Below are 21,102 nucleotides of genomic sequence, written 5' to 3' on the forward strand. Positions count from 1 at the left end.
TGTCCTTCATTTGTCGAGGTACGCCAGGACGGCGAGGACGCGGCGGTTGTCGTCCTCGGACGGGGGCAGATCCAGCTTGGCGAAGATGTTGTTGATGTGCTTGCCGATCGCCTTCTCGGTGACGAAGAGCCGGGTCGCGATGGCCGCGTTGGAGCGGCCCTCCGCCATCAGGCCGAGGACCTCGCGCTCCCGCGGGGTGAGCGCCCGGGTCGGCGCGCCGGCGTTGCGGGCCAGGAGCTGCGACACCACCTCCGGGTCCATCGCCGTGCCGCCGGCCGCCACCCGGCGCACCGCGTCCACGAACTCCCCGACCCCGGCGACCCGGTCCTTGAGCAGGTAGCCGACGCCGCCGCGGCGGTCGGAGAGCAGCTCCCGCGCATACAGCTGCTCCACGTGCTGCGACAGCACCAGGATGGGCAGCCCGGGCGCGACGGCGCGGGCGGCGATGGCCGCGCGCAGTCCCTCGTCGGTGAATGTCGGCGGGAGTCGTACGTCCACGACGGCCACGTCGGGCCGGTGCTCGAGCAGCGCACCCTGCAGGTCGGTGCCGTTGTCGACGGCGGCGACGACCTCGAAGCCGTAGGCGCCGAGCAGCCGGATCAGCCCGTCGCGGAGTAGGGCGAGGTCTTCGGCGATGACAACGCGCACGGCAGCTCCATGGTCAGCACGGTCGGTCCCCCGGGCGGGCTGTCGACTCGGAGGCTGCCGTCGAAGGCGGCCAGGCGCCGCTCGACCCCGGCCAGCCCCGAGCCGGCCCGCGCGGCGGCGCCGCCCACGCCGTCGTCGCCGACGCCGAGGCAGAGGGCGTCGCCGAGGTACGACAACCTTACCCAGGCGGCCGTGGCGCCGCTGTGCTTGGCCACGTTGGCCAGGGCCTCGGCCACGGCGAAGTACGCCGCGGACTCGACCGGCGCCGCCGCCCGCCCCGGCAGCTCGCCTTCGACCTCCACCGGCAGCGGCATGGTCAGCGCGAGCGCCCGCAGCCCGCCGACCAGCCCGCGCTCGGCCAGCACCGGCGGGTGGATGCCGCGGACCAGGTGGCGCAGCTCGGCCAGCGCCAGCCCGCTGGCCTCCCGCGCCTCGGCGATCAGCGCCTGCGCCGCGGCCGGGTCGCGGATCACCATCTCCTCGGCCATGCCCAGGCTCATGCCGAGCGCCACGATCCGCGCCTGGGCCCCGTCGTGCAGGTCCCGCTCGATCCGCCGCAGCTCGGCCGCCTGGGCGTCGACCACCTGCGTGCGCGTCTCGGTGAGCCGCTCGACGCGGTTGCGCAATGCCGCGCCCCGGGCCGGCCCGAGCAGCGCGAGATCGAACCGCGCGAGCGCCCACAGCACCCACGGCCCGGCGTAGAGCGCCCCGGCGGTGATCAGCGCACCTTGCGGCGGCACGAGCAGGAAGTCGGCCGGGTCGTCGATCGGCCAGGTGACCCCGTAGCCGTACCAGTCGGCCCCCGCGGCGGCGACGACGGGCACGAGGATCAGCCCCTGCACGCCGTACCCCAGCGCCGCGAGCGTCAGCACGCCCAGCCCGAACCCGACGGGCGCCCCCGCCACCAGCCACAGCAGGTCACGCCAGGTCGCCGGGTCGCGCACCAGCCACAGCCACCGCTTGGGCGACCCGACGAACGCCCCTTTGGGCCGCACCCGATACGGGCTCGGGACGACGACCCCCGACCACTGCCCCGCCAGCCGCCGCCGCATCCCCGCATACCGCCGCACCAACAGCTGCACCAGCGGCGCGAACACCAGCCCCACCCCGAGCGCCGTCGACGCGAACGACACCACCGTCAGCACGACGAGCACGATGCCGACCGGCAGCGACACCAGCCCCACCAACGCCACCCGCCCGACGGTCACCAGCCCCCGGCGCACAAACGGCCAGACCCTCATGTCGCCATTCTGTCCGCCCGCACCCGCCGGGACAGTAGGTCTAGCCCCCCATATTTCCCTGGTGGACAGCGCGCTCCGGCCACTTACACAACAGTCGTAGGCATTCCTACATCTGTAGGCTAACGTAGGATCCGGCAGGCCGACCAACCGGAGCGACAGGAGCGTGTGCAGTGCCGGACTTCCGAGGCAAAGTCGTCGTGATCACCGGCGCCAGCGCCGGGATCGGCGCCGCGGCGGCGAGCCGCTTCGCCGAACTGGGCGCCACCGTGGCCGTGGTGGGCCGGTCACCGGAGAAGACGGCCGCGATCGCGGCCCGGGCCGGCGGCCGGCGGCATCTGGTGGACTACGGATCGCTCGACGACGTGCGCAGACTCGCCGCCGACCTGCTGGGCACCTACGAGCGGATCGACGTCCTGGCCAACAACGCGGGCGCCATGTTCGCCAGCCGCAAAGTCAGCGCCGACGGCCACGAGCTGACCTTCCAGGTCAACCATCTGGCGCCGTTCCTGCTGACCAACCTGCTGCTGGACCGGCTGGCCGCGGCCCCGGACGGGGCACGGATCATCAACACGGGCAGCGCGCAATATCGCAAGGCGCACCTCGACCTGGACGACCTGGACAGCACCCGGGGCCGCTACCGCACAATGCGGGTGTACGGCGCGTCCAAGCTGGCCACGATCCTGTTCACCCGGGAGCTCGCGCGCCGGACGCAAGGCACGGCGGTGACCACGTCGGCGTTCCACCCCGGAGCGGTCGCCACCGAGGTCGCCCGTGACAACGCCTGGCAATGGGCGCTCGTGAACAGTCCGCTGGGCAAGGCCGCCAAGGCCGCGCTGCTCACGCCCGAGCAGGGCGCCGAACCACTGCTGCGGCTCGCCACCATCGCGGATCCGCACTCGGCGAACGGCGTCTACTTCCACCGGCTCACCCGCGAGGACCCCAGGAACGAGCAGGCCACGGACCCGGACCTGGCCCAGCGGCTGTGGCAGCGCTCGGCCGACCTGACCTCGACGGCGGACTAGCGGGACCGTGGTCACGACCCGAAACACCAACCCCTCGACCGGCGACCGGCGCGTGCGGCGCACCCACGCCGCACTCCAGCGCGCGCTCATCCAGCTCGTCGAGGAACAGGACCTGTCCCAGCTCAGCGTCGCCGACGTCGCCGACCGGGCCGAAGTGAGCCGCTCGACCTTCTACGACCACTACCGCGACGTCCACGAACTGGCCGAAGCCGCCTGCACCGCCATGATCGACGACCTGGTCGAGTCCCTGACCGCCCTCGACCCCGACCCGACCCGGTCGCTGCGGGCGTTCTTCGCCAGCCTCGCCCAGCACGCCGGCCTCTACCGCAGCCTGCTGGGCCCGCACGGCAGCGCACGGGTCATCGACCACATCCGCCGCCGCACCACCACAGCCGTCCACCTCGCCACCTGCCCGGCCACGACCGACGCGGCGCCGCCTGACCTCCCGCTGGACGTGCCCGCCGCGTTCACCGCCGGCGCCCTCATCGGCGTAGCCGCCGACTGGCTGCAGCGCGGCTGCCCCGGCACACCCGACGAGATGGCCACCCAGACCTGGCCGCTCCTCACCGGCTTCACCCGGTAAAGCCGCCCCAGTCTGACGGCGCCGCCGGCGGCCCGCGCGTGCGCAAGGGAGCGCCGGCCTGACCGAGCACATCATCCGTTCCGGGGGCGGGCGCGCCGGCTGCGTGCACACGTTGCCGCCCGGCCCGATCACGGACCGAAGATGGGGCCCAGGATGCACACCACCACGATCACGAGCAGCGGGACCAAGGCGACCAGCGCGACGATCGCCCGCCGTCCCGATACCGGGCGCGGCGCGGGCCGCCGGGCTGCGGGCGGTAGGCCCGAGATGGGCTCCGGCGGCCTCTCGGCACCGGGACCGCCGGCCAGCTCGGCGAGCAGGACGCCGGCCGCCTCGGCGGTGCCGCCCCGCTCGGCCAGCAGCGTCACGACCTCGGGGTGGCCGTGCTGGATCAGCGCCACGAGCAGGTGCTCGGTGCCCACCTGCGCGGAGCCCGTCTCCCGCGCGATCACTGCGGCCGCCGTGAGCACCCGCTCGGTCGGCCCGGACAGCGAGGCCACGTCCTCGATCGGCGGGGCGGGCTCCGGCGGCGGTACCGGCGGCGCGGTCCACACCCGGACCACGTTGCCTCCGTCGTACAAGGCGAGCGCCGTGGCCAGGTCGACCGGCGTCACGTTGGCGCGTCCGGCCGCCCGGCCCAGCGCGGCGCTTTCCCGCACAACGGCGCGCGCGTCGACCGTCAGGCGTGTGTAGCTCAGGGCCGAGCCCGTCCCGCCAACGGCCCGCGGCTCCTCCGGCGGCCCTTCGGTGCCCAGCCCTCCGGCCAGCCGGGCGAGCAGCGCATCGACTGTTTCGGCCGTCGCACCCCGCGTGCCGAGCTCCGCCACGACGTCCGGCGGCCCGCTCCGGACGAGCGCGGCGAGCAGGTGCTCGGTGCCGATGTGCGGGGCCGCCTCGGCGACCGCGACACGCAATGACTGCGTCAGGACCGCTCGCGCCGCCTCATCGAACCGGTGCGGCGCCGTCGGCGCCAGGCGCCCGTCTTGGGCGCCTGCGGGTTCGGCCGGCTCAGGCGGCTCGGGCGACGTCCAGATACCGGCGGTGTTGCCGACCGGCCGGGCGGCCAGCGCGGCGGCGAGATCGGCCGGGGTCATCTCCGACCGGCCGGCGGCGATGGCGTAGTGCGGCACGAGCACCACCACCTGCCGCGCCTCGGCAGTGAACCGTTCGAACACGACGCACTTTCTACCCGACTGCGAACCGAACCGCGAGCCAGCGCCGTATCCTCGGCCCGCTCTGCGACACCGACGGTGGCCAACCACGGCGACTCGTTGCCGTGGTTGGCCACCGTCGGTGTTGATCAGATACGCGATCCGCTCGGCGGCGTTCAGCGGCCACGGCCGAGCAGCGTTGCCCGGAAGCAAGAAGATCACGTTCGCTGGTGTGGCATACGAGGCCAGCGCCTGATCGTGCTGGTTGATGTCAGCCGCCGGCGGCCGTCGCAGGCTGGGCGTTGGTGGCCGCCGGCGGCGCGGCGGGGCGGCGCGGCGGGGCGGCGCGGCGGGGCGGCGCGGCGGGGCGGCGGCGCGGCGCGGCGGGGCGGCGGCGCGGCGCGGCGGGGCGGCGGCGCGGCGGACCGGTGCGGATGTCGCGCCCGCCGGGCATAACCTCCGATGCGCGCGGCCGGGCCGGACGTATGTCTCCGTGATCATGATGCCCGCGATGTCCGCACACCGGGTTTGCCATGATCCCGGAACCTTTCGGTACACAGGGGTACATCACCACTCCGTGATCATGAAAGACCGTTGGTGTCGATGCCGGGTGGAGCATGATCACGGAGACTTCCAGCCGCTACGCCTGGCCAGCGCCGACCTTCGGCCGCGCCACGCCGCACGAGCCGGCCTGACCCGATCCGCCCGATCACCGTTGCCTGGCCGTTGCCGCGACGGCGGCGTGCGGCCGGTGAGCGCCCTCGCCGGGCCGCCGCAGGCGCTCGACTTCCGTGAATCCGGCTCGCATCAGTCGCTCGGCGAGCTCGTCCACGGGCCAGCGATAGGCGGTCACGACTTTGTGGTCGAAGGCGGCCACCTCGTCACCGTCGAACATGCCGAGCACCAGCGTTCCGGCCGGGACCATTGCTCGCCGGAACTCGGCGAGCACGCCGTCGAGCCGTTGCGGCGGTAGATGGATCAACGAGTACCAGGCCAGGATCCCGGCGATCGAGTGGTCGGCGACGTCGAGGTCTTCCATCGACCCGAGTTGGTAGCTGCCGCTCGGGTGGGCCGCCCGCGCATGGGCGATGAACTCGGGGACGATGTCGATTCCCGTCGCGTCGACGCCCAGCGAGCGGAGGTGACCGGTGATGTGGCCGGGCCCGCAGCCCAGATCGAGCACCGTGCCGGGCCGGCCCGCCAGATGCCGTCCGATGAAGGCCAGGTCGTCGGCGTGGACCTGCCGGCTCGAACCGAACAGCTCGATGTAGAGCTCCGCAACGGACGCGTATGCCTGCCGAACCCGCTCCCTGTCCACCGCGCGACTATATGACCCCCGGTCGCGCAGACCGCCTGTTTCGCCCGGGCTAGATCGGGAAGCGGCCGCGGCGCCAGTACCAGTGGCGGCCGGCCTTCAGGTGGTCGGCGATCGCGCGCTGGAGCACGGTGCGGCGCGGCAGCTGGTCGAGCGGTGTGGTCAGGGTGCGGAACGCGAACCGCAGCACCTCGACGTCGGCGTCCAGCCCTTCCGGCTCCTCGTAGGGCTCCAGCTCGAACCTCCGCTGAAACCGCACGATGTTGGAGTCCCCGGGCAGGTACTCCAGCAGCTGCGGGTCGAGCAGCCACGAGCCGCAGGCGAAGGCCGTGTAGTGCTCGTCGGGAAAGTGGCGCGGGAAGAACGCGCGGGCCTTGTCGAGCGACGCCTCGACCGCCTCCGGGGTCATCGGTCCCGACTCGGGGATGTGCAGGTCGATGGCGGTGCCGCCGCGCTGGTGCTGCAGCCGGCCCAGCTCGTAGAGGCCGCCGCGCGCGTGCAGCGTCAGCCAGCTCTGCATGACCGGCCAGCCCTCGCCGTGCATCCGCCGGTCGATCGCGAGGTTGCGGCCCAGATCCGCGAGGGTCGCCCACGACACGGCATCGGCGATGTCGTGGTCGCGGTGGTACTCCGTGACGACGTCGACGAGGGCGAGGTACGCATACACGTAGAGATGCCGCCAGGCGAGGCCCCGTTCGCGCGGCAGCTCCGGACCGGGCGACAGCCAGCCGTGGCCCCCGAGATCGGCGCGGAGCAGGGCGATCGAGCGGTCCAGCAGCCAGCGCAGCTCCGGAGTCCACAGTGGAGAGTCGGGGTCGGGCCAGCCCGCCATGATCTCGGCGGTGTCGTCCGGCCGCACCGCGAGCCGGTCGAGGATCGCGGGCGCGTCGGCCTTGGCGGGCAGCGGAGCCGACGGCCGGTCGCCGGCGAGCCGGTGCACGCGGTCGACGTCCTCGACGGGTACCCCCAGCCGGGCGGCGATGTCGTCCAGGTCCACGCGGACGACCTTACCGGCCGGTGTCGATCCGGGTGTACCCGTCGATCCCGTCGTGTCCACGCAGCGGTAGTTCCGGCTCTGGCCTACCGCGGCCGGCCCAGCAGACCGTCGAGGACGCTGTCGAGCGCGGCGGACGGTGGGGCGCCGTCGAAGTCGAACGTCACCACCGCGCAGCCGTCGCGGGTGACCCGCACCTCGCGGGTCTCCCCGACCACGTCCCGCAGCATCAGGACGTCTACCGTTGTCGGCCGGGACGAACAGTTCATGTACGGGATCTCGCCCTCGGCCGTCTTCGCCGCCGCCTCCACCGCCGTCGCGGTGTCGCGGGCGACGCCGCGGTCGGTGACCTGGCCGGTGCGGTCCCAGTCGCCGTCGGGGCCGCGCACGTACCGGCATGCGGTGACGACCGCGAGCGGCACCGGCAGATAGCGGTGGTCCTGCCCGTAGGTGTACATCCAGACGTCGGAGGCCGGATCCGGGCTGTACCTGCCGTCGGCCGGTCCGCTCGTGAGCCGCTGGACGCAGCCGGCCGCGGGCACGTCGGCCGGCCTGGCCACCGCGAGCTCCTGCGCCGTGAACCGGGCGTCGAACGCCTCCACCGCATCGCCGCCCTGATAGCGGGTGATCGCGCCGCGCCGGACGTACCCGCAGCTGCCGGCGAGTTCGACGGTCGCCTTCGCGCCGTCGCCGTACTCCAGGATGAGGTACCCGCCGCCGTCGCCGGCCAGGAAGCAGGGGTCGATGCCGGATTTGGCCGGGAGCCCATTCAGCACGGTGACCAGGCCGGCGACATCGCGGGTGAGGACGAGCCGCCGCGGCGGGCCGGGGCGCTGGACATGCAGCTCGGGCACCGGGTTGTAGCGGCACAAGACGGCACGGACCGCGCCGTGCGGCGCCAGGTCGCCGGGCGCGGTGGACGGCAGGTCCGATTTCGCGTACTCGAACCGCGGCGGCGTCGCCGGGCAGTCGCCGGCGACCGGCCGTTGCGGGCCGGCCGTCCCGTTGGTGTCCGGACGGCCGGCGGCGACCGCGACCACCCCGCCGAGCAGGACGAGGGCGACGCACGCCGCGGCCAGGACGCCGGCGCGCAGCCGCCGGCGCCGCACCCGGCGGCCGACCGCGGCCAGCCGGTCGGGCGGCGCCGCGAGCTCGGGCACCAGCGCCTCGAGGAGCCTGCCGATGTCGCGGCCGCCGTCAGGATGCGTCATGGTGCTCAACTCCTTCGCCGGTGAGCAGCGATCGCACGGCGGCGTCCGCGCGCAGCGCCTCCAGGCCCCGGAAGGCCAGCGTCTTCACGGTGCCGGCCGAGCAGCCCAGCAGCTCGGCCGTCTCGGCGACCGTGCGGTCCTCGACGTACCGCAGGACGACCACCGCCCGCTGCCGGCCGGTCAGGCGCGCCAGGGCGCGACGCAACCCGTCGCGGGCGGCCGACTCGGCGGCGAGGTCTTCGGCACCGGCCCGGTCAGGCGGCGCCGCGCTCGGCAGTTCCCCCCGCCACTGCCGCCGCCACCAGCTCATGTACGTGTTGTAGAGCACCCGCCGGACGTACCCCTCGGGATTGCCGCCCTTGGCGATCCTGTCCCAGTGCTGCCAGCTTCGGGCAAGCGCGGTCTGTAGCAGGTCCTCGGCCCGCCCGGCGTCGCCGGTCAGCAGCCACGCCGCCCGCAGCAGCACGTGGGAGCGCGCGGCCACGAACTCGGCGAAGCCTTCGGGTGGTTCGGGTGCTCGGGTCATCCGGGTCCTCCTGCCGGTACAACCGGATGGAAGCCCTCTGCGGTTGACAGCTCATGGTGGAGGAGCGGAGCGGCGGCCGAGGAGAGCGCGGGCGCTATTACCAGATCCCCCGCTTGGCGGAGGGTCCGAATCGAACGGAGTAGCAGGAAGCGCCCGCATGGCCTCGGCCGTCGCCGCTTACGCAGGGATCAGCTCGCTGAGCCGGCCCAGTGTATATGCCTCCGATCCGTCCGGCAGGTCCTCGGGTGCCTCGATGCCGATGAACGTGACCGGCTCGTCCGGCAGCCGGCCGTTCCACATCGTCACCTCGGCCCGTGTGCGCCACCGGTCGACGAGGTAGGACACGGTGAGGTAGCGCCGCTCCATCAGTGCTCGTACCCGGTCGGCGGTGTTGAACGTGTTTTCCTCCACCCGGTTGAACGACGGCATACCCCGCAGGTACAGGTGCAGCCACACGGCCTGCCAGCCATGCTCGCCCTTGGCGAACACCATCGGCAGCGCGACCCGGCCCTGGCCGCGCAGGTGCGAACGGGCCCGCACGGTCCGCGCGTCGAACGGGGCGCCGTGCTGGTCTCGGGTGCGGGTCTGGTAGCCGAACATCGCCTCGGCGACCTCATCGAACGACTCGCCCGCATAGATGTAGACCTGTGGAACCACGTAGCGCCCGCCGACCGTCAGCGGCACGTCGATGAACTCGGTCGCACCGTTCTCCGCCTCGGTGATGTCGCCGGAGTGCACCACGCCGTCGTGGTGGTAGTTCGTCCAGGACACCTGGCCCGCGCCGCGGAAGTCGTCGTCGAGCAGCAGTACCGACAGGTCGTAGTCGGTGCGACGACTGGTCTGCCGCCAGTACGTGAAGCAGCGCAGCAGCTCACCGGGGACCGATGCCCGCGAGCCCCTCGGCAGCACCGCGAACCCGCCCTCGGCCGCCTTGCCGGACAGCGGCAGTGCGACGTCGAGCACCTCCGGGTCGACCACCAGCGGCCGCTCCCACCGCGGCAGCCGGGCGGTGATTTCCGCGTCGAGCAGCGCCGACAACTCGGCCACCAGCCCGGCCGGCAGCGGTGGCCGCTCGTCCGGCCCGACCCACGCGCGCCGCGAGCGGTTCGCGTACATCCGGGCGGACGCGGGCGTCAGCCGGTTGCCGACATGCTCCCGCAGCGCGCAGAGCACCCGGCCCGACGCCGAGCCGAGCGCGCCCGTGACGGCTTCGACCACCGCGGTCCGCTCGGACGCCGGCGCCAGCCGCAGCAGCCGGTCCGCGGAGCGCAGGAGCAGACCCGGCGCGGCCGACAGCACGCCCGCGGCCGGACCGACGGCTCCGGCGCGGATCGCCTCCTCGGCGCGGCCGGCGAGGTTGCGCACCCGCCGCTCGCCACGCGCGACGGCGAACACCTCCCGCGCGTGCGGCCACCCGGTGTACTCGTGCGGGTGCAGCCGCTCGCCGAGCCGCTTCCACCGCTCCGCGTAGCGCACGACGTCACCGAGCTTGTCCGGGCTCGCTGCGACGACCTCGTTCAGCGCGGCCAGCAGTATCCGCCGCTCCCGGCGCGGGAAGGCACGAAATCGCGTGGGTGTCACCAGCGAGGCGTCCCCGCCGGAGACGTGGCAGGCAAGGCGCAGCACATCGGTCGTAGTGTCCACGGAGACCAGCGGCCGGCCGAGGACGAGCCGGACCCCGTTGAGCACGGCACGGTTCTCCCGCACCGGGATCTGCGCCGGCTGCGGGCCGTCCATGCAGGCGACCGCGAGCTCGCCGAGGATCGCGAGGTCCGCCTCGCCGTGCGGCGTCGAGCTCCCGGCCAGGGCCAGGTAGAGCCGCTCCGCCTCCACGCCGGCGGTGTCACCGAGCCGCAGCAGGGTCACCCGGTCGCCGGCCCCGGTGATCAGCGCGTCGTGCGCGGCCAGCAGCTCGGCGTAGGTGTGCTGATAGGTGCCGTAGCCCGGCAGGTCGAGCAGGTTCACCGCGCCCGAGACGACCGCGTCCCGCAGCTGCGCGTCGGTCGCCGTGCCGCCGCCGGCGAGCACGGCCGCCCGCAGCCGCTCCGTCCAGAACTCGACGGTGTCCGGCACGTCGTGCGGGAAGCCGATGAAATAGGCGTTGTGCTGAACATGGTCGCCGACCAGCTCGCGCACCGCGGACACGACCGTGGCGGCGAGATCCAGCGCCGGCCCGGGAGCCAGCGCGCCGACGTGCTCCAGCAGAGCCCGCGACGCCGAGAACCCGACATCGAGCAGCGCCGCATCCAGCTGCCGGGCCACGGGCGTGCCGTCGCCGGCCGCGCCGGTACTCGCCGGCACGCGCAGCGTCTTCTGGATGATCAGCTTCTCGAGCACCCGGTCCTCCGTTTCCGCCGGTTGTACCCATCGACACTTGCAGCAGCACAGTGGGTCGTCGGGGACTCGAACCCCGAACCCTTCGGTCCAGCTAGGAGAAGGAAGCGCCCCCATGTCCGCACAGGCGGGGGGCGGACGCGCTACTCAGCCGAATGCTCTGCCAGTTGAGCTAACGACCCACATGCGGATCATCCCACGGGCCGAATCGACGAGGCTATCGAGTTAGGCCTTCCACGCTGGTTGGTCCGCCGTCCGCAGATCCTGCCGGCCGGCCAACGCACGGTGCGCGAGCCCGTGTGCTCGGCGCGGCCCGGCGCTTGCCTGGACGCCGACCTGCGCATCACCGTACGGCCGGCCACTGCCCCTTGCTCTGGAAGTACTGCGCCGCCTCCGGCTCCTCGGTGAACTCCAGCAGCCCGCCGGTCTTCTCCTGCAGGATTTCCCGCACGGACGAGGGCGTGGCGAAGAAGAACTCGCGCCGCTCGTTGACGAAGTTCACCCGACGGTCGGCAAACGCCTTGTGCAGCTCGTGCTCCAGCGCGACGGCGTCGTCGGAGAAGTACAGCGCGTGCACGTCGTACGGGAACGGCACCGAGGCGTCGCCGAGCTCCCGGACCCGGTCGAGCGGCTCCAGCCGCCGCGTCATGCCGATCTTGACGATCCCCGGGCCGAACGCCCCGATGTTCGAGATGACGTACACGTAGCCGGCGCGGATGTTCGCGATGCGGTAGTCGTTGTCCGCGATGGCCCGGTCGATCTCGGCCAGCCGGTCCGCCAGCTCGGCCGCCTTGGCCTCGTCGCCCTTCGCCCGCATAGCGGCCATGACGCTCGCGTAGTGGGCCCGCTCCTTGTCCAGGCGCTCGCGCTCCGCGGCCAGTTCCTGCTCGGCCCGGCGCTGCTCGCGCAGCAGTTCGCGCTCCTCGCGGGCCCGCTCGCGCTCCTGCTGGACCTTGACCTGGAAGTCGGCGGTCAGCTCCAGCTCGCGAATCCGCAGCGCATGGTACTGCGGGTTGATCCGCATCTCCATGATGACGCCGAGCTTCTCGATCGCGGTGACGGCCGACTCCAAGCGCTTCTTCGCGGTCGTGATGTTGCCCGCACGCAGTGAGCGGACACAGTTGTCGGCCTCGGCGTTGTACGCCCGCAACATGAGCTTGGACAGGTCCGCGATCATCTTGCGGCCCTTGGCGAGCGAGCCGGAGAAGGTGAACATGTCCGCGGCCAGCACGGCGTGACCAGCCTTGATGATCCCGTCCATCTCGTCCTCGACGTCACGGAGCCGCTCCTTGTAGGCGGCGGCGTCCTCGAGGGGGTGGTGGTACCGGTAGATCCCCACGTCCTGCAGGACGCGACGGTCGTCGAGCTCGACGAGTTCGCCGTCCCGCGAGGTTTCCCGCGCCGCCAGCGCGGCTTCGAGTTCGGCGATGCGGGCCCGCAGCGCCTCTCGGTCGTCGTGGGGCGGGTCGGGCCGCCGCGGCGCGGGTTCCGGTCGTCGGTCTGCGGGTTCCGGGCCGGCCTCGGCCGGGTCGGGCAGCCACAGCGCCCACCCCGCCGGTGGCGGAGGCCACGCCGGGTCCGGCTTCCAGCCGGCGGGCGGCACCCAGCCGGACGGCGGCCGCGGCCATCCCGGCGGCGGGTTGAACCGCACGGTCACCGTCCCCGCACCCGCACGCCGACGCTGGAGTCGGCCGGCGCGAGGTCGAACGGCGACTTCGACAGCGCCGCCCCGAGATGCACGAGCGTGGCGTGCGGTACCACGTTGGCCAGGTCGAAGGTGGTGAAGGTGTCCCGGTCGGCGGCGACGATCACCAGGGGTACCACCTCGGGCAGCCCGGTCGCCGGCGCTATGGTCCGCGTGCTGACGGTGAGCGCGACCGACCGGATCTTCCCGGCCCGGTCGGCCTCGAAAACCTCATGGAGGGTGCGCACCGCCACCTGCCACACCGCGCCGGCGTACCGGTCCTTCTGCTGCTTCACCGGCAACGCGGTGTGCGTGATCTCGTCCGCGGCCTTGACGTACCGGTACTCCTTGACCACCGGGACGCGGCCCGGTGCCGGCACGACGGCTTCGAGCGTGAGCTCGCGGGTGCCGATGTCGAACCGGTGCTCGTAGCCGACGGGGAAGCCGTCCGGATAGACGGAGTTGGCCAACACCACCCCGACGTAGTCCTGGATGGCGGACTCGACATCGAACGACAGCTCGTTGATGAACTGCGCGATGCGCTGGTTGTGCGCCTCGGCCTCGGCCTCACGCTGCCGGCACTGCTCCCGGTACGACTCCTCGGCCGCACCCAGCCGGGCGACGCGGTCATGCTCGGCCTGACGCCGGCGTTCGAACTCCGCCGTGTGGGCGGCGTGCATCCGCCCGCAGTGCTCGTGCCAGGTCCGGTGGGTCGCCTCGTGCGCGGCCCGGGCCTGGGCGACAGCCTCCTCGTGCTTCCTGCGGCCCCCGCCGAACAGTCCCTTCGGCGCGACCGGCTCCTGGTACACCGGCTGCGGCGGATACACCAGCGGCGGCATGGGCGGCACCGGCGTGCCGAGCGGTCCCGGGTCGAACGGCGGATGCTCCACCGACGTGACCTTCAGGGACTCGAGGTCGACAAAGTCGTCGACATCCAGCGTCGACGCGAGCAGATTGTCGATGTCCTCGTACAGCTGCACCAGGTCGGCATTCATCGCGGCCGCCTCCGCCGTGCGCGCCTCGACGTGCATGCGCGCGGCGACCCGCTGCGCCTCGGCCCGCTCGGCGGCGCTGGCCCGCTCCGCCGCGGCGGCCGCCCGCTCGAAGCTCACCCGGGCCCGCTCCATCTCCCGCTGCGCGGCGGCCTGCGCGCGCATCGCCGCCGCCACCTGCTGCCGCCGGCGCCGTTCCGCCTGCTGCGCCTGGTGGTTGAGCTCCGCGAAGAAGCCACGTCGTGCCACTGCAACTCCCGGTGATCCGGTGCATCGTGGCGACATCTTCGCAGTCCGCGCCGCCTGCGGTAAGGCCAACCCGGAGCGTCAACCGGTTCGGACGACACCACGTCATCCGACGGAACGACGCATTCCGGAAGCCACCAGCGGCGGTGTCCGCGGGCCACAGCACGTCGGCGGCGCCGGGCTCGAGGAGGCTGCCGGCGCTGGAGAACTCGTTCTCGATGGCGGCCGCGTCCGCGTCCGGCACGATGCCGACCAAGCGGGCTAACCCCTGCCGCACCGCTGCGCCCACGCCACCGTCGGCGCCGCCGGCCAGGTCACGTTGGAGACGAAGGCGAGCCTCGGCAACGACGGCGCGCGAACGGTCCAGCATCGCGCCGAGGTCGTAGGCCCATCCGCGGGCGCCGGCCCAGGCGGCATCGGAACTCTCACCGAGCAACAGGTCGGGGAGCGTGGGCCGGTCGCCGAGGTCCGATATGACGAGCCGCATTCCGAGGACGGACCCGGCCCGATCAACGGTTTCGGCGATATCGGTCCCCCGCACGGCCGCGGTCAGCCCAGCGACGCCGTTGCCGTGCGCAGGTCCTGCAGGGCGGCCAGCGCATGGTGCGCGAGCCCTTGTGTGTCGTCACGATCGTCTTCGGACCACTGGGCGTAGCCCCGCTTGAAGGCAAGGACTCCCAGCTCGGCGGCGAGGTGCGCGGTCGGGTCGGGGACACCGCGGGCGAGGAGCGCGGCGGTCATGGCGGCGGCGAGACCGACGCTCTTGAGGGCGTCTCGCTCCTGAAGTTCGGTGCTGGCCGCTACGGCGGCTTTCAGGCGGGGGCCGAGTTCGCGGTTCGTCGGCCCCATGGCGCTGGACGCGCGTTCCAGACCGGCGGCGACCGCCTCGAGCGGGCTGGCGTCCGCGGGCGCCTCGGCGATCCCCTCGGCGAGCAACCGGCTCAGGGTCTCCTGGCCGGCGACCAGCAGCTCACGCTTGTCGGAGAAGTGCCGGAAGAAGGTGCTCTTGGTAACGCCGGCGCGCTCGGCGATCTGCGCCACCGTGGTGGCGTCGTACCCCTGCTCGGTAAACAGGTCGACGGCCGCGATGACGAGTCGCTGGGTCGTCTCCGGTTGCCATCGGGCCATGAACAACATCATAGGTGACGGGACAAGTGTACCGTCGGTGTGTATGGTGATGGGACAATGGTCTCGTCACTTGAGGAGCGCCTCATGCACGTTTTCGTCACCGGCGGTACCGGCACCATCGGCTCCGCCGTCGTTGCCGAACTGCTCGCCAACGGTCACACCGTTCTCGCGCTGGCCCGCTCGGACAGGTCCGCGCAGGCCCTCACCGAGGCCGGCGCCCAGGTGCTGCGCGGACAGCTGGCCGACCTCGACGTCCTGCGGGCCGGCGCCGCGCAGTCCGACGGCGTGATCAGCCTGGCGTTCGGCAGCGACTACAGCACCGGCGAGGCCGTCGCGAGGTCGATCGCCGAGGAGGGCGCCGCGCTCGCCGCGCTGGGCGAGGAACTGCTCGGCAGCGATCGTCCGATCGTCACGGTCTCGGGCACGCCCTGGGTGCCGGGCCGCCGCTCCACCGAGACCGACCCCGCGCCGACCGAGGGGCCGGTGGGCGGTCGCGGCCGTTCGGTCAACGCGCTGCTGGATCTGGCCGCGCGCGGCGTGCGCGGCACGGCCGTCCGCATGCCGCGCACGGTCCACAACGAGGGCAAGGGCGGATTCGCCGGCCTGTTGACGGATCAGGCGCGCCGCACCGGCGTGTCCGGCTACCCCGGCGACGGCACCCAGCGCTGGCCGGCCGTGCACGCGCTCGACGCGGCGGTCCTGTTCCGGCTGGCTCTCGAGTCGGCCCCCGCCGGGACGGCCTGGCACGCCGTGGCCGACGAGGGCGACGCGGTACGAGACATCGCGACCGTCATCGGCCGGCGGCTCGGCCTGCCGGTCGAGGCGGTACCGCAGGAGAACTTCGGCCCGTTCGGACCGATCTTCGCCATGGATCAGCCGGCCTCCAGCGCCCACACCCGCGAGGTCCTCGGGTGGCAGCCCACGCACCCCAGCCTCCTCGAGGACCTGGAGAACATCCAACCCGCCAAGGACGTCACAGGACGAGCATGAGCTTGCCGCCGGGCCGGCGGGACTGGCTGAGCTCGGCCGCCTCGTGGATCTGGTCGAGCGTGTAGGTGCGGGCGACCGGCACGACCAGGACGCCCTCGCCGGCCAGCCGGGCGAACTCGCCCATGTGGTCGTAGCGGATCTCGGTGGTGACCCGGGCGCCCAGCTCGGCCGCGGCGGCGAAGTCGGAGACGGTGAGCACGCGGTCGGGGTCGCCGGTCAGCCCGATCAGGGTCGGCAGTGCGCCGCCCGCCGGGCTGGCCTGGTCGGCGCGGTCGATCCGGCCGCCGGTCGGGGCCGCGTCCAGGGCGCGGTCGACGCGGCCTCCGGCCAGTGCGGTGACGCGCTCGGCCATGCCGTCGCCGTAGCCGGTGACCTGGGCGCCGATCGCTTCCAGGGCGGCGGCCCGGGTCGGCCCGGCGGTGGCGATCACCCGGACACCCCGGTGCAGCGCGAAGCGCACCGCCGCCTCGCCCACGGTGGAGCCCGCGCCGTGGACGAGCAGCAGCTCACCCGGCTGGACGCCGAGGTCGTCGAGCGCGCGCCACGCCGTCTCGGCCGCCATCGGCAGCGCGGCGGCCTGCTCGGCGGTGACGCCATCGGGAATGCGTGCCCAGGCCGCCATCAGCGCATACTCGGCGGCGCCGGCCGTCGGGCCGTCGAAGGTCGCCGGGCCGAACACACGGTCGCCGATCGCGACGCCGGTGACGCCCTCGCCGAGCGCGTCGACGGTGCCCGCGATCTCGAGGCCGAGCCCGCGCGGCAGCGGCGGCAGCCGGTCGGCGAAGAGGCCGTCGACGACCACCCAGTCGGCCGGGGTCAGGCCGCACGCCCGCACGGCGATCCGGATCTGGCCGGGTCGCGGCTCCGGCTTTCCGACGTCGCGGAGCACGATCACGTCCGGGGAGCCGAACCGGTCGAACTGAAGAGCCTTCATGGCGATCTCCCGCTTGATGACAGCATCTGTTGTCATTGACGGTACCACAACGACGACAGCCTCTGCTGTCATATCCTGGTGGGCATGCCGCGATGGGAGTCCGACGCACAGGGCCGGCTCGAGCGCGCGGCGCTCGACCTGTTCGAGGCGCAGGGGTTCGAGCGCACCTCGGTCGCGCAGATCGCGCGCACCGCCGGTCTGACCGAGCGCTCCTTCTACCGCTACTTCCCCGACAAGCGGGAAGTCCTCTTCGCCGGCAACGAGCTCGAGGCCCACCTCGTCGCCCAGGTCGAGGCGGCCGACCCGGGCCTCGCACCGATCGAGGCGCTGCTGACCGCGCTGGGGACCGCCGACGAGATCTTTCGCCCGCGCGAGTTCCTGCTGCGCCGCGTCAGGGTGATCGCCGCCAGCCCGGCCCTGGCCGAGCGCGATCTGATCAAGCTCGCCGACATCGCCGACGCGCTCGCGCGGGCGCTCGAGCGCCGCGGCGTCGAGCCCGGCAAGGCACGCTTCATCATCGACGTGGCGACCGCGATCTCCCGGCGCGCCACGTCCCGCTGGCTGGCCGAGCCGGACGCGACCCTCGCCGAGCTCGTCGCCCAGGCCGCCGCCGAGCTGCACGAGGCGGTCGCGCCGCTGGCCCCGACGGCCCGCTCATAAAGCTCTTTCAGGACAATGGCAAAAAGGAGGGCCCCCGAATCGTCGGGGGCCCTCCGGGTTCCGCGGAATCTGTCACGCCGGTTCGACGGGCAACCACAGCTCGCAGGTCGCGGTGCTGAAGTCATCCGCGCATTCCAGGACCGCGACGATCGAGGGACCTGGCCGCAGCCGCCACGGGTTGGACGGGAACCACGCGGTCGCGGTCGCGGCCCAGGTCTCCTGCAGCGCCTGCGGGTGGGGCCCGGCGGTGCGGAAGACCGCCCACGTGCCGGCCGGCACCGCGATGGCGTCGAGGTCGTCGTGGGCCGGCGTGTCCCGAGCCACAGCGACCCCGTGGAGGTAGGTCAGTTCGCTACCTTCGGTACCGTCGGGGTCGAGATCGTCGCAGACTTGCAGCAGGCCCGCGGGCTCGGTGTCGCTGAGGGTCTTCAGCCGGACATGCTCCTCCTGCGGCAATGCGGCGATGTGCCGCTGGATGTGGGGGTTGATGCCGTGGTGGATCAGCGGAACCCGGGCCGCGTGTCCGACGAGCCGGAACGCGGGCCGCTCGACAATGCGGGTGTCCATGGGCGTGCTCCCTTCGACGATCAGGCGGAACCTGACCTGTGGTTGCGTGCGAAGAGGGCCTCCGTCACGGCGTACCTCACCGGGGCCGGCGCCGTGGACCGCCCGGAAGGCACGTCCGAACGCCTCGGTTGAGCCATATCCGTGCCGGACGGCGATGCTCAGCAGATCGTCCGCGCCCCGGACGACCTCGGCAGCCGCGACGGTCATGCGGCGCCGCCGCACGTACTCCGACAGCGGCATGCCGGCCAACGACGAGAACATCCGGCGCAGGTGGTACTCGGTCGTGCCGAGCGCCCTGGCCAACCCGTGGACGTCCAGCTCCCCGGTGAGGCGCTCCTCGACAAGGTCGACGAGCCGGTTGAGTGCCGAGATCACGAGGCCCTCCTTTCACCGTCAACCCTGGCCGAACACACCCCGCCCCCGCCCGACCGCTGTGGCCCGATCCGATCGTGTGCCCGCCCATGCCTCCGACCCGTGAGAACAACGCCGATCGTCCGCTCCTTGGCGGCACGGCATAGCGACCGGAAGTCTCCGCGATCATGCCGCACTCTGCATCGGCACCAACGGTTTTTCGTGATCGTGGAGTGGTGATGTACCCCTGTGTACCGAAAGGCTCCGGGATCATGGCAAACCCGGTGTGCGGTCACCGCGAGCATCATGATCACGGAGACATCTGCCCGCCCCGACCGGGCAGATCGATGACCGCTGCGCAAGGGCGGGTTAGCATGGTCGGGTGGAGCGGTGACGGACGCAGCTGGGCGGGTGGTCGCCCGCACCGAAGAACTCGCCGCGAGGAAGGGCGGCCGGCGCGGCCGGTCGCGGCGAGCACCGATGCCAACGCCGCCTACGCGGCCGGGGTGCCGGCGATCGCGATCGGCGTGACCACCGACGCGGCTGAGCACACCGAACAGGAGTGGATCGAGCTGGCCCACCTGCCGACGGGCCTCACGGTCCTCGCGAACACGGTGTCCAATCTCGACGACGCGCAGTGGTGAACGGTACCGACGAGGGGCCGGTCAGTTCGGCTGCCAGCCGTCCGGGTCGGTGATCGCCCGGCCGTAGCCGGGGCGGTGCGACTGGTCGATGCCGTGCTCGGCCCAGGTGTACAGGTGCAGCGCGAGGCCGTCCGGGTCGTCGAAGACCAGCAGCCAGCCGATGGACGCCTCGATCACCGGCGAGTGCCGCACGCCGAGGCGGTCCAGGTGCGAGGCCCACGCCTCCAGGTCGTCGCGGGTGTGCACGGCGAAGCTGACCGGGTCGAAGCCGCGGCAGCCCTCGGCGGCGGCCGGGTTGACGCGAAACCCGACGGTGGTGGCGCCGAGGCCCGGTACGTCGCCGACGAAGCCGCGGACCACCCCGTCGGCGTCGCGGAACTCCACCGTCGGGCGCAGCCCGAACACCTGCCGGTACCAGCCCAGCGACCGGGCCAGATCGGTCACCGGGATCTTCACGTGATGCACCCCGGCCAGCTCACGGGTGGTCATGGCTACCTCCGCAGAATTTCGCTGCAGCATAACTGCTGCCAATACCTGTGTATGATGGCCGCCATGCCACCCCGCGTCAAGCGACCCGGCGAGGGACCCGACGAGCCCGCCGGCCGCCACTACCACGCGCCCCAGCGCGCCGAGGCCGCCGCCCGGACGAAGGCGCGCATCCGCGAAGCGGCGTCCGCGCTCTTCGTCGAGCGGGGCTACGTCGTCACCACCATCCGCGACATCGCCCACGCCGCGGGGGTCGGCGAGCGCACCGTCTACGCCGCCTTCCCCGGCAAGGCCGACCTCTTCCGGCACCTGCTCGACGTGGCCACCGTCGGCGACGAGCGGCCCGTCGCGGTGGCCGACCGGCCGGAGATCCGGGACGCCTTCGACGAGACCGACCCGCGCGCGGCGATCGGCCGCGCGATCGACTACACGGTGGCGCTGTTCGAGCGGGCCGGCGACCTCATCATGGTCACCGTGCAGGCCGCCGACGCCGACCCCGACATGCGCGCCGCCGCCGACGCCGGGTCGCGCGCCACCCGGCAGCTCTGGCTCACGCTGACGCAGACCCTGCACCGCGCGGGCGCGCTGCGGCCCGGCCTGAGCGCGCAGACGGCCGCGGACATCCTCTACGCCCTGGCCTCACCGCACACCCATCAGCTCTTGCGGCGGCACTGCCGGTGGAGCCCGCAGCGGTACCGCACGTGGCTGACCGGCGCCGCCACCCAGCAGCTGCTTCGGGAGAGTGCCGCTACCTAGTGGGATTGGGTAGCGCGACTCAGGTGCGCGGGGCGGTGCGGGCGAGAGAGTCCCCCTATGCCGAGCATCGATGGACTCGAGGCCGCGCGGCGGCGCGATGTGGTGTACCGCATCGTCACCCGGGGGATCGCCGTGGTGCTGGTGCCGGTGGCCTGGGTCGTGGCGCCGGGGCGGGCGCGGCACCTGGCGTGCCAGTGGGCGCTGGCGGCGCGGTTTCCCGCCGAGGACCTCGCGGGGCTGACGCCGGAAACCCGCGACGCGTTCGAGGGGGCGCGGGCCGAGGCGTTGTGGTGCGACGGTGAGCTGATCGGGCTCACTTCGGGGTACCGCGACCCGCTCGAACAGGCGCGCCTGTTCGCCGCCGCGGTGGCGCGGGACGGGTCGGTCGAGGCGGCGTGGCGGCGGGTGCTGCCGCCGCACGCGTCGCGGCACGTGGCGGGGACGGCGCTGGACGTGCGGCCGAGCGAAGGGGCGCGCTGGCTGGAGCGGCACGGCGGGCGCTATCGGCTGTACCGGCCCTACGACAACGAGTGGTGGCACTTCGAGTACCGGCCGGACGGGCCGCCGGTCCGGCTGCCGCATCCCGGCCTCGCGGGGGATCGACGGGTCTGCGCGGCCGGGGCCGATCGGCCATGATGT

21 protein-coding genes and 1 tRNA gene are annotated in these 21,102 nt (G+C 73.0%); 7 read left to right on the forward strand and 15 right to left on the reverse strand.

The features are described 5' to 3' along the window. Positions 1 to 6 precede the first annotated feature (6 nt). Together ACQPXD_RS39050 and ACQPXD_RS39055 are read right to left on the reverse strand one after the other, a co-directional pair. Positions 7 to 648 carry a LuxR C-terminal-related transcriptional regulator gene (locus tag ACQPXD_RS39050; RefSeq protein WP_432827138.1) on the reverse strand — a complete coding sequence of 214 codons (642 nt, stop codon included), beginning with the start codon at positions 646 to 648 and terminating at the stop codon, positions 7 to 9. Beyond that, positions 600 to 1,889: a sensor histidine kinase gene (locus ACQPXD_RS39055; RefSeq protein WP_432827140.1), complete on the reverse strand. Its 1,290-nt coding sequence runs from the start codon at positions 1,887 to 1,889 to the stop codon at positions 600 to 602. Before ACQPXD_RS39055 ends, ACQPXD_RS39050 begins: the two co-directional genes overlap by 49 nt. Positions 1,890 to 2,059: 170 nt before the next feature. Here ACQPXD_RS39055 and ACQPXD_RS39060 point away from each other — a divergent pair, with 170 nt between their 5' ends. Further along, on the forward strand, positions 2,060 to 2,911 hold the full coding sequence (locus tag ACQPXD_RS39060; RefSeq protein WP_432827142.1) for an SDR family NAD(P)-dependent oxidoreductase: 852 nt from the start codon (positions 2,060 to 2,062) through the stop codon (positions 2,909 to 2,911). Between the two features lie 7 nt (positions 2,912 to 2,918). Next, entirely contained in the window at positions 2,919 to 3,494 is a 576-nt protein-coding gene (locus tag ACQPXD_RS39065) for a TetR/AcrR family transcriptional regulator (RefSeq protein WP_432827144.1), read from the forward strand. 128 nt (positions 3,495 to 3,622) lie between these two features. Here ACQPXD_RS39065 and ACQPXD_RS39070 read toward each other — a convergent pair whose 3' ends face one another. The 10 genes from ACQPXD_RS39070 to ACQPXD_RS39115 form a co-directional block, all read right to left on the reverse strand. Continuing rightward, positions 3,623 to 4,669, reverse strand: a complete 1,047-nt coding sequence (locus ACQPXD_RS39070; RefSeq protein ID WP_432827146.1) for a Clp protease N-terminal domain-containing protein — start codon at positions 4,667 to 4,669, stop codon at positions 3,623 to 3,625. A gap of 685 nt (positions 4,670 to 5,354) precedes the next feature. Then, complete coding sequence (locus ACQPXD_RS39075; protein WP_432827148.1) at positions 5,355 to 5,963, reverse strand: class I SAM-dependent methyltransferase; 609 nt, start codon at positions 5,961 to 5,963, stop codon at positions 5,355 to 5,357. A 49-nt stretch (positions 5,964 to 6,012) separates the two neighbouring features. Continuing rightward, a complete protein-coding gene (locus ACQPXD_RS39080) occupies positions 6,013 to 6,957 on the reverse strand; it encodes an acyltransferase domain-containing protein (RefSeq protein ID WP_432827150.1) in 945 nt (314 codons plus the stop codon). An 83-nt stretch (positions 6,958 to 7,040) separates the two neighbouring features. Next, entirely contained in the window at positions 7,041 to 8,165 is a 1,125-nt protein-coding gene (locus tag ACQPXD_RS39085) for a hypothetical protein (protein ID WP_432827152.1), read from the reverse strand. Next, on the reverse strand, positions 8,152 to 8,691 hold the full coding sequence (locus tag ACQPXD_RS39090) for a SigE family RNA polymerase sigma factor (protein WP_432827154.1): 540 nt from the start codon (positions 8,689 to 8,691) through the stop codon (positions 8,152 to 8,154). The genes ACQPXD_RS39085 and ACQPXD_RS39090 overlap by 14 nt, the downstream gene beginning before the upstream one ends. A gap of 177 nt (positions 8,692 to 8,868) precedes the next feature. Beyond that, positions 8,869 to 11,028: a hypothetical protein gene (locus ACQPXD_RS39095; RefSeq protein WP_432827156.1), complete on the reverse strand. Its 2,160-nt coding sequence runs from the start codon at positions 11,026 to 11,028 to the stop codon at positions 8,869 to 8,871. A 51-nt stretch (positions 11,029 to 11,079) separates the two neighbouring features. Then, positions 11,080 to 11,207: transfer RNA gene (locus ACQPXD_RS39100), tRNA-OTHER, on the reverse strand. 161 nt (positions 11,208 to 11,368) lie between these two features. Next, positions 11,369 to 12,682: a DUF4041 domain-containing protein gene (locus ACQPXD_RS39105; protein WP_432827158.1), complete on the reverse strand. Its 1,314-nt coding sequence runs from the start codon at positions 12,680 to 12,682 to the stop codon at positions 11,369 to 11,371. Beyond that, positions 12,679 to 13,950, reverse strand: a complete 1,272-nt coding sequence (locus ACQPXD_RS39110; RefSeq protein WP_432827160.1) for a hypothetical protein — start codon at positions 13,948 to 13,950, stop codon at positions 12,679 to 12,681. The genes ACQPXD_RS39105 and ACQPXD_RS39110 overlap by 4 nt, the downstream gene beginning before the upstream one ends. Before the next feature lie 546 nt (positions 13,951 to 14,496). Continuing rightward, positions 14,497 to 15,075, reverse strand: a complete 579-nt coding sequence (locus ACQPXD_RS39115) for a TetR/AcrR family transcriptional regulator (protein WP_432827162.1) — start codon at positions 15,073 to 15,075, stop codon at positions 14,497 to 14,499. Positions 15,076 to 15,159: 84 nt separating this feature from the next. On the opposite strand from ACQPXD_RS39115, the gene ACQPXD_RS39120 reads away from it, so the two are divergent. Then, a complete protein-coding gene (locus tag ACQPXD_RS39120) occupies positions 15,160 to 16,065 on the forward strand; it encodes an SDR family oxidoreductase (protein WP_432827164.1) in 906 nt (301 codons plus the stop codon). Here ACQPXD_RS39120 and ACQPXD_RS39125 read toward each other — a convergent pair. Beyond that, the gene (locus ACQPXD_RS39125; protein WP_432827166.1) at positions 16,049 to 16,999 is read right to left on the reverse strand and encodes an NADP-dependent oxidoreductase; all 951 of its coding nucleotides are present in this window, start codon (positions 16,997 to 16,999) and stop codon (positions 16,049 to 16,051) included. The genes ACQPXD_RS39120 and ACQPXD_RS39125 overlap by 17 nt on opposite strands. A gap of 84 nt (positions 17,000 to 17,083) precedes the next feature. Here ACQPXD_RS39125 and ACQPXD_RS39130 point away from each other — a divergent pair, with 84 nt between their 5' ends. After that, positions 17,084 to 17,659: a TetR/AcrR family transcriptional regulator gene (locus ACQPXD_RS39130; RefSeq protein ID WP_432827168.1), complete on the forward strand. Its 576-nt coding sequence runs from the start codon at positions 17,084 to 17,086 to the stop codon at positions 17,657 to 17,659. Positions 17,660 to 17,731: 72 nt separating this feature from the next. On the opposite strand, the gene ACQPXD_RS39135 is transcribed toward ACQPXD_RS39130, so the two are convergent. Then, positions 17,732 to 18,601, reverse strand: coding sequence for an AraC family transcriptional regulator (locus ACQPXD_RS39135; RefSeq protein ID WP_432827170.1), 870 nt, complete (start codon positions 18,599 to 18,601; stop codon positions 17,732 to 17,734). Between the two features lie 350 nt (positions 18,602 to 18,951). On the opposite strand from ACQPXD_RS39135, the gene ACQPXD_RS39140 reads away from it, so the two are divergent. Next, the gene (locus ACQPXD_RS39140; RefSeq protein WP_432827172.1) at positions 18,952 to 19,221 is read left to right on the forward strand and encodes a hypothetical protein; all 270 of its coding nucleotides are present in this window, start codon (positions 18,952 to 18,954) and stop codon (positions 19,219 to 19,221) included. Between the two features lie 21 nt (positions 19,222 to 19,242). Here ACQPXD_RS39140 and ACQPXD_RS39145 read toward each other — a convergent pair whose 3' ends face one another. Next, positions 19,243 to 19,710, reverse strand: coding sequence for a VOC family protein (locus ACQPXD_RS39145; RefSeq protein WP_432827174.1), 468 nt, complete (start codon positions 19,708 to 19,710; stop codon positions 19,243 to 19,245). Positions 19,711 to 19,773: 63 nt separating this feature from the next. Here ACQPXD_RS39145 and ACQPXD_RS39150 point away from each other — a divergent pair, with 63 nt between their 5' ends. Both ACQPXD_RS39150 and ACQPXD_RS39155 read left to right on the forward strand, forming a co-directional pair. Then, positions 19,774 to 20,463: a TetR/AcrR family transcriptional regulator gene (locus ACQPXD_RS39150; RefSeq protein ID WP_432827176.1), complete on the forward strand. Its 690-nt coding sequence runs from the start codon at positions 19,774 to 19,776 to the stop codon at positions 20,461 to 20,463. Positions 20,464 to 20,520: 57 nt separating this feature from the next. Beyond that, positions 20,521 to 21,099 carry a D-alanyl-D-alanine carboxypeptidase family protein gene (locus tag ACQPXD_RS39155; protein ID WP_432827178.1) on the forward strand — a complete coding sequence of 193 codons (579 nt, stop codon included), beginning with the start codon at positions 20,521 to 20,523 and terminating at the stop codon, positions 21,097 to 21,099. The last annotated feature ends 3 nt before the right edge of the window (positions 21,100 to 21,102 follow it).

Source organism: Dactylosporangium sp. CA-092794, assembly GCF_050948465.1.
Classification (GTDB): Bacteria; Actinomycetota; Actinomycetes; order Mycobacteriales; family Micromonosporaceae; genus Dactylosporangium.